The organism is Kitasatospora sp. NPDC057198 (genome assembly GCF_042670125.1).
GTDB lineage: Bacteria > Actinomycetota > Actinomycetes > Streptomycetales > Streptomycetaceae > Kitasatospora.
In genome coordinates this window covers 1-6,690 of record NZ_JBHUWH010000426.1, presented here as the reverse complement: position 1 = coordinate 6,690, position 6,690 = coordinate 1, and the positions used below count along the sequence as shown (strand labels likewise).

Sequence of the window (6,690 nt, the reverse complement as noted above, 5' to 3'; positions counted from 1 at the left end):
GACACACATGGCGGCGATCATCACGGAACACCTCGACCGCAACGATCACCGCCAGCGATCACGCCACGCAGTTGATCAATTACCCGACACTTTCTGAGACCGCCCCCCGCTCATCCGGCCGCCGGCGGGGACGGCTGCTCGTCGCGGCTCTCCGGGGTGAGGGCGTCGCGGCGGGCGAGGGCCACCGACAGCGGCAGGCCCTGCCGCTCGGCCGCGCGCCGGCGGGCCCGCAGCTGCGACCTGGTCCGGGGGCGGAACGAGGGCAGCGGCGTGCAGCCGCAGCCGGGCCGGTGGTCGTAGGTCAGCCCCTCCGCGAGCACGGCGGCGACGACCGACCACGCCTTCGTGTCACGCCGCCGGGGCGCGGCGAAGTCGTAGCCCGCGAAGGCGAGTTGCCCGCGGCAGCCCGGACAGACGCGCTTCCGGATCGGCCACGTACTGCCCTTGAAGGAGAGCCGGCACCCGACGCACACGTAGTGCCGGAAGGCGCCGTTGAAGGCGTGGTAACACATGCCGCAGAGGCTACGCGCCACCCTCGGCCGCCCCCAAGCGAATTCGTGCCGCCCGGCACGACCGGCCGCCCCCCCCTGACGTCACCCGGCCCGACCCGCGGCGTGCTCCCGGATCAGCTGCCGGGTGGAGTCGCGCAGGACGATGCGGTGCAGCTCCTCGGGGCGGAACCAGTGCAGCAGGACGCCCTCGCGCAGGTCCGCCGCGTCGGGGTGGCCCTGCCAGCGGGTGGTGAAGATCCGGATCGGGACGGCCAGTCCGTGCCGGTCGGTGGTCCACTCGACGGTCAGCGGCTCGACCTCGCCGAGGCGGATCCCGGGGGCCTCCTCGGCGAGTTCGCGCCGCAACGTCGCCTCGATCGTCGCGTCGCCGGGCTCGCGGCCGCCGCCGAGCAGGCTGAACTCCCCCGGCGCCCAGATGTGCGGGACGTTGTCGCGCAGGTGCAGCAGGTAGCGGCCGTGCCCGTCGTGGACGAGGGCGGAGGCGTTCACCGGCTCCGGCCGCCCGTCCGGTCCGACCCCGGCCCCGGCCGCCAGCAGCGCGTCGCGCAGCCCGGACGCGGGCAGCTCGGCGAGCGGACGCCACTCGCCGCGCGCCGGGGCCGGAGGCGGGGGCGCCGCGAGTCGGAGGACGTAGTGGAACTCGTACCCCCCGCCGGGCGGCTCGGCGCCGAGCGGTTCGATCGCGGCGGGCCGGTCCAGGAACGGCGGGACGAGGCACAGTTCGGCGGCCTTGATCCCGGTCGCCGCCTCGACCGCGCGGATCGCGCCCGCCAGCGGGTCCGGGTCGGCGGCCGCGCCGCGCACGCGCAGGACGTCATGGCCGTGGCCGAGGACGACGGCGCCGCAGGTGACGTGCGCGGGCGGGGCGGCCGGGTCCAGCAGCGGTCGGAGCCGGGCGCGTTCGCCGGGGTGGTGCTCCAGGTGGGCGCGGACGGCGGCGGCGATCTCCGGACGGGTGACGGGCATGGGGGGCTCCGGGTCCGAGGGGGACGGCGCTCCGGGCCGCCTCTCCCGTGACTACCCGGCACGGGGCTCCTCGACGCGGGCCTCCCCGACGCGGGCTCCCCCGGCCCGACCCGGCCCGGTCAGCGGTCAGCGGTCAGCGGTCGGGGACGGCAGTCGGGACGGCGGTCGGGGACGGCCGGCGCGCACGAAGTCGCGGTACTCGCCCTGGGCCACGCCCTGGTTGACCCAGCGGCCGCGCACGGCTCCGGTGCGGTGCTCGGCGAGGGCGAGGGCGTCCCGTGCTTCCGGTGCCGTGGCGACCTCCAGGCCGAGATCCTCCTCCGCGTCCACGCCCTCGGGGCCCAGGGGCGGGAACTCGCCGAGATCCCAGCGGTCCTCGCTCCCGATGTCCGCCACGGTGTGGAGGACGACCTCGAACCCCGGACGGGCCGGGACGACCTCGACCCAGCGGATCCCCGGAACACCGGCCGCCTCGACGGGGCCGAGGAACTGTTCGACCGGTCGACCGCGCCCCAGGGCGGCGACGGGGTCGATCAGGTAGCGCACCCGGGGAGGACAGGGGGCCGGGGCCGGACGGTCGCCGCGCTGCCCCGCCGCGTCGCGCCAGGCGGCGACGAGGTCGTGGAAGCGCGGGAAGCGGCGGCCCGGGACGGTCTCGTCGCTGACCGGGGCGCCGTTGAGCCAGCAGATCTCGAAGGTGTCGTCCTCGGTGTCGAGCAGGCAGCACGCGCCGCCGGAGGCGGCGGTGAGGTCGGTGAACACCTTCCTGACGCTCGCGGAGCGCTCGAACATCCGGCTCATCTCCGAGGTGGCCGCGGTGAACTGCAGTGACGCGAAGTCCGGGTGCCAGACGGGTGAGAACCGGACGGTCAGGTAGACGTACCCGACCGGGGCCCTTCCCGACCCGTCGATCCGGTCGGGCCGGCCGGTGTGACGGAGGTGGAGCTCGCGCACCGCGTCGTCGACGCCGATCATGATGCTGGTGTCCAGGGCGAGGGGGCCGCCCGCCGAGCAGTCGACCGGTTCGCTCTTGAAGCGCGAGGTGAACGGCAGGAGCAGTCGTTCGCCACCGGGCAGGGTGACCGGGAGCGGCGGCGGGGTGTGGTCCCGGGGCGCGAGTTCGGCCAGCCCGGTCAGGGCCCGCGCGACGTTCTCCGGGGGCAGGAAGATCTCGTAGCTGTAGTCCAGGCCCATGTCCGCCCCGCCTCCTCGTTCCGGACCGGCATCGTTCCACGACGCGGACCGGTGGCCCAGCCGTTTTCCGCGGCAGGGGCGTTCACGCCCGGCGACCGGCGTGAGCGGTCACCGCGGCCCGCTTGATACGGTGCAGGTCACAACGTCGTGGCCGCGGACGCGGCGGCCCGCCGCGGGTGGGCCCGGTGGTTCCGGCCCGTGGTGGCGACGTTCCCGACGTTCCCGTTCCGGGTGAGGAGCCCCGCCGTGCCCCTGGTTTCCGTGGTGATGCCGGTCCACAACTCGGCCGCCACTCTCGGCGCTTCGGTGCGCTCCGTGCTCGCGCAGACCCACGCCGACGTGGAGCTGCTGATCACCGACGACGCGTCCACCGACGGCTCGATGGACCTGCTGCGGGAGCTGGCCCGCCAGGACGGGCGGGTGCTCCCGGAGCCGGCGCCCGAGCAGGGCGGTGCGGCGCGGGCCCGCAACCTGGCGATCGGGCGGGCGCGGGGCGAGTACGTGGCGTTCCTGGACAGCGACGACATGTGGCTGCCGGAGAAGCTGGAGCGCCAGCTCGCGTTCGCGGCGGACGGCGACGCCCCGTTGACGTTCACCTCCTACTACAAGGTGGACGGCGACCACACCGGCGAGGCCGCCGACTTCACCCCCAACGGCCGGGTGGTCACCGCCCGGGAGCGCGTCACGTACCGGGACATGCTGGTGCAGGACCACATCGGGGCGCTGACCGCGATGTACGACCGGGCGGCGCTGGGCACCCGGCTGATGCCGGACATGCCGAAGCGGCAGGACTACGCGCTGTGGCTGTCGATCATGCGGGACGGCCACCCCGCCCGGGGGCTGCGGGAGCCGCTGGCGATCTACCGGGCGGGCCGGGCCGGGTCGCTGTCCTCGAACAAGCTGTCGCTGGTGAAGCACAACTGGGCGCTGTACCGCGAGCACGAGCAACTGCCGCTGCACCGCTCGGTGCTGGCGCTGGCCGGGGCGACGGTCCACTCGGTGCGCAAGGGCCGGATCTGACCTACGTCCGCATCCGGCCTACGGCCGCGGGTGGCGGCGGGCGGCCCTGCGGCCGTGGGGAGTTGCCGGGGCCGGTGGGCGGCGTGACGCTGGATGCGCCCTGAAGATTCGTGTGCGTCCGTTCGGCCGCGAGTCCGTGCACCGTGCCGCACCCTGCTGCACCACGGCCCGCCGCGCCGCACCCTGCTGCGCCACGGCCCGCTGCGCCACGGCCTGCCGTGCCGTGCCGACCGGCCGGAGGACGCCCGCCCGACAGTGGGATGCGGGTGACGTACCCATGATCGATGCCAGAACCCATGCCGCCGCGCTGGCCGAGCACCGGGAGGGCCTGGCCGCCGCGCCGGTCGACCCCGCGCTGCGGCCCGCCCTGGACGGCCTGCTCGCCGAGGTGGCCGACCACCCCGCGGACGCCGCCCTCGGCAGCATGGTGGACCACCTGCTCCAGCACGCCCAGTCGGACGGCCTGGAGCTCGACCTGCTCTCCGAGGCCGCCGCGATGTGGACCGAGGGGCTGACGCTCTACACGGAGATCGGATCGGTGCGCGCCGACATCGAGGCGGCCCTCGCCGACCCGGGGGCCCCGGACTCGGCGGCGAAGTACTGCGCGGCCACGGTGCGCCTGCGGGCGCTGGGCGAGGGGGTGCACGGCAAGCACCTGGAGATCGAGGACCTGGGCCGGCGGCTCGGCGAGATGCGGCACGTCCCGGAGCACCCGCGGCAGGGCGACCTCCCGCTGGGCGCCTGGGGCTGGGGCGACGTCTTCCTGGCCCGGCGCACCGACGCCTTCGTCCGCACGGCCTTCGCCGAGGCGGGCACCCCCGCCACCCGGGCGACGGCCTTCGGCATCCTGTCCGGCCACGCGGCGAACACCGCCGGCTCGGCCTACCTGGGCAAGGTGGTCGGCGGGCCCCGGCGCAGCCACCGGTTCCGGGACCGGATCGCCCGCAACACCGTCGGTTCCTACCTGGCCCAACTGCGGCCGGAGGTAGGGGACTTCGGCCGCCTCGCGGCGACGCTCCGGTACGACGACGCGCCCGAGGCCCGGCTCCCGGACGACACGGCGGCGTTCCTGGCCGGGGTGCTCGGGAAGACCTACGACCTCGGGGCGACGGCGCCGCTGCCGGACCTCCAGCTCGGGTACCGGCGCCTGGTGCGGCAGTTGGAGCTGCTCGACACCTTCCGGCAGCCGCCCCGGCCGGCGCCGCCCGCCGACGTGTTCGTCCAGCAGCTGTGGGCCGACCCGGCGAACCCGCCGACCCCGGTGATCACGACCCAGACGGCCACCCCGCCCGCCGTCGCCGGCTCCGGGCTGGGCCCGGCCTCGTACACGGGGCCGCCGGTGCCCCCGTACCAGCGCCCGCCGACCGCGACGGACAGCACCCGGGACAGCGACAACCAGTGCGGCAGCTTCTGGCTGGGCCTGCTGGCGTTCATCGCCTTCGCCGGGGTGCTGGGCGGCCCGTGCTGGGAGGAGTGGGGGAAGGGCAAGACCTGCACCTTCTGGAAGAAGCACGTGGCGGAGAACTTCCAGCACGCGTTCGAGATCGACCTCAGCCCCGAGGAGCAGGCGGCCCTCGCCTCGCAGTCCCAGCCGCTCACCTCGGCGCAGTTCGCCAAGGGGGCCGGCCTGGACCAACTCACCCAGCTGGTGGGCCTGTTGTTCGACTTCCAGTCCCGGTTGTGGGAGGGCCTGCGGAAGGCGGGCGGCTACCTGGCCGGCTGCGGGGTGGCGGCGCCGGACGGGCGGCTGCACTACCCGCTGTACCGGCAGTTCCTGAAGGTCCCGTCGACCGGTGACAACGTCACGCCGCACCGCCCCGAGGCCGATCCGGTGGCGGTGTTCTACCGGTACCCGCCGACCCCGCTGGAGGAGCCGTCCGACGGCGGCGGCGGGCTGCCGGTCGGCACCGACCCCGGCTGGCTGCTGCGGGAGTCCACCGCCGCGGCGACCGCCCTGTGGACCGGGATCGCCGAGGGCGCGTCCGGCGAGGCCAACCCGGACCTCGACGCCGACCGGCTCCAGCACCACGACTGCTGGGCCGCCGTCGGATCGATCGACGACGACCCGGTGGACGTGCGGGTCCTCGGCTACGACGAGACGTGAGGAGGACGGCCATGCCCGCGCGCAACGACGGCCGCGACCCGGAACAGACCACCGACGACCGGCCGTACCTGTTCGTCCACAGCTATCCCCCGCCGGTCCTGCCGGCCGGCTCCTTCCCGGTCGACAACGGCCTGCGGCCGGTGCCGCCGGAGGTCTGCTGGTACCTGTGCTCCGGCATCCAGCCGCTGACCGCCTTCCAGCCGGGGAAGGACCTGACCGTCCAGGTGACGGTCGGGAACTGGCAGGGCGGCAACAGCGAGTCGCTCGCCTACCTGGGGCTGTGGTGGTCGCCGCCGGTCAGCGGCCCGCTCGTCCCGGACGCCGACAAGTTCATCGGCTTCACCACCGTGCTGGTGCCGCCGCACGGCGGGCAGGCGGTCTCCGAGCCGCTGACCGGGCGCATCCCCGCGGACGCCGGCGACCACGTCTGCCTGCTCGCCAAGGTCTGGCACCCGCTCGACCCGCCGGCCGGGAACACGGCCGCCCCGGTCACCGACCGGCACTGGGCGCAGCACAACCTGGTCGTGCTGCCGTCCGACGGCGCCGGACCGCTCCCGTTCCTGGCCTCCAACCCGCTGGCGGAGGAGGCCGAGTACCTGGTCAGCGTGGGGCCCGTCCCGGCGGCGCGGTGGGCGGGCTTCCGGCTCGACGGCGACCCGCGGCCGGTGGAGGCGGGAGCCCGGCTGATCGTGCTCACCGACGCGGACGGGCGGCCGCTGGCCCGCGGCGAGGGCGAACTGTCCTTCGCGCTCACCCTGGACGGCGGGGAGCGGCGGCGGCTGGAGGTGACGGTCGAACCGGACGGGGCGGTGCCGGCCGGGGCGTTCGCGCCGTTCGAGATCGTCCAGTACCGGCGCGGCGAGGAGGTCCCGGCCGGCGGGATCGGCCTCGCGT

6 protein-coding genes are annotated in these 6,690 nt (G+C 75.3%); 3 read left to right on the top strand and 3 right to left on the bottom strand.

The annotated features are described in order from the left end of the window. Window positions 1-110 precede the first annotated feature (110 nt). The 3 genes from ACFUEL_RS32160 to ACFUEL_RS32150 all read right to left on the bottom strand — a co-directional run bounded on the left by ACFUEL_RS32160 (window position 111) and on the right by ACFUEL_RS32150 (window position 2,672). A complete protein-coding gene (locus ACFUEL_RS32160) occupies window positions 111-512 on the bottom strand; it encodes a hypothetical protein (RefSeq protein WP_380240508.1) in 402 nt (133 codons plus the stop codon). 81 nt (window positions 513-593) lie between these two features. Next, window positions 594-1,478 carry an NUDIX domain-containing protein gene (locus ACFUEL_RS32155; RefSeq protein ID WP_380240506.1) on the bottom strand — a complete coding sequence of 295 codons (885 nt, stop codon included), beginning with the start codon at window positions 1,476-1,478 and terminating at the stop codon, window positions 594-596. 126 nt (window positions 1,479-1,604) lie between these two features. Then, window positions 1,605-2,672 (bottom strand): hypothetical protein, encoded by a 1,068-nt coding sequence (locus ACFUEL_RS32150; RefSeq protein WP_380240504.1) that lies wholly within the window; start codon window positions 2,670-2,672, stop codon window positions 1,605-1,607. Between the two features lie 246 nt (window positions 2,673-2,918). Between ACFUEL_RS32150 and ACFUEL_RS32145 the strand changes: the two genes are divergently transcribed. The 3 genes from ACFUEL_RS32145 to ACFUEL_RS32135 form a co-directional block, all read left to right on the top strand. Next, the gene (locus ACFUEL_RS32145) at window positions 2,919-3,692 is read left to right on the top strand and encodes a glycosyltransferase family 2 protein (RefSeq protein WP_380240502.1); all 774 of its coding nucleotides are present in this window, start codon (window positions 2,919-2,921) and stop codon (window positions 3,690-3,692) included. A gap of 277 nt (window positions 3,693-3,969) precedes the next feature. Further along, window positions 3,970-5,796 (top strand): hypothetical protein, encoded by a 1,827-nt coding sequence (locus ACFUEL_RS32140; protein WP_380240500.1) that lies wholly within the window; start codon window positions 3,970-3,972, stop codon window positions 5,794-5,796. 11 nt (window positions 5,797-5,807) lie between these two features. Next, window positions 5,808-6,690 (top strand): hypothetical protein (locus tag ACFUEL_RS32135; protein WP_380240498.1); only part of this gene is annotated, 883 nt, incomplete at its 3' end.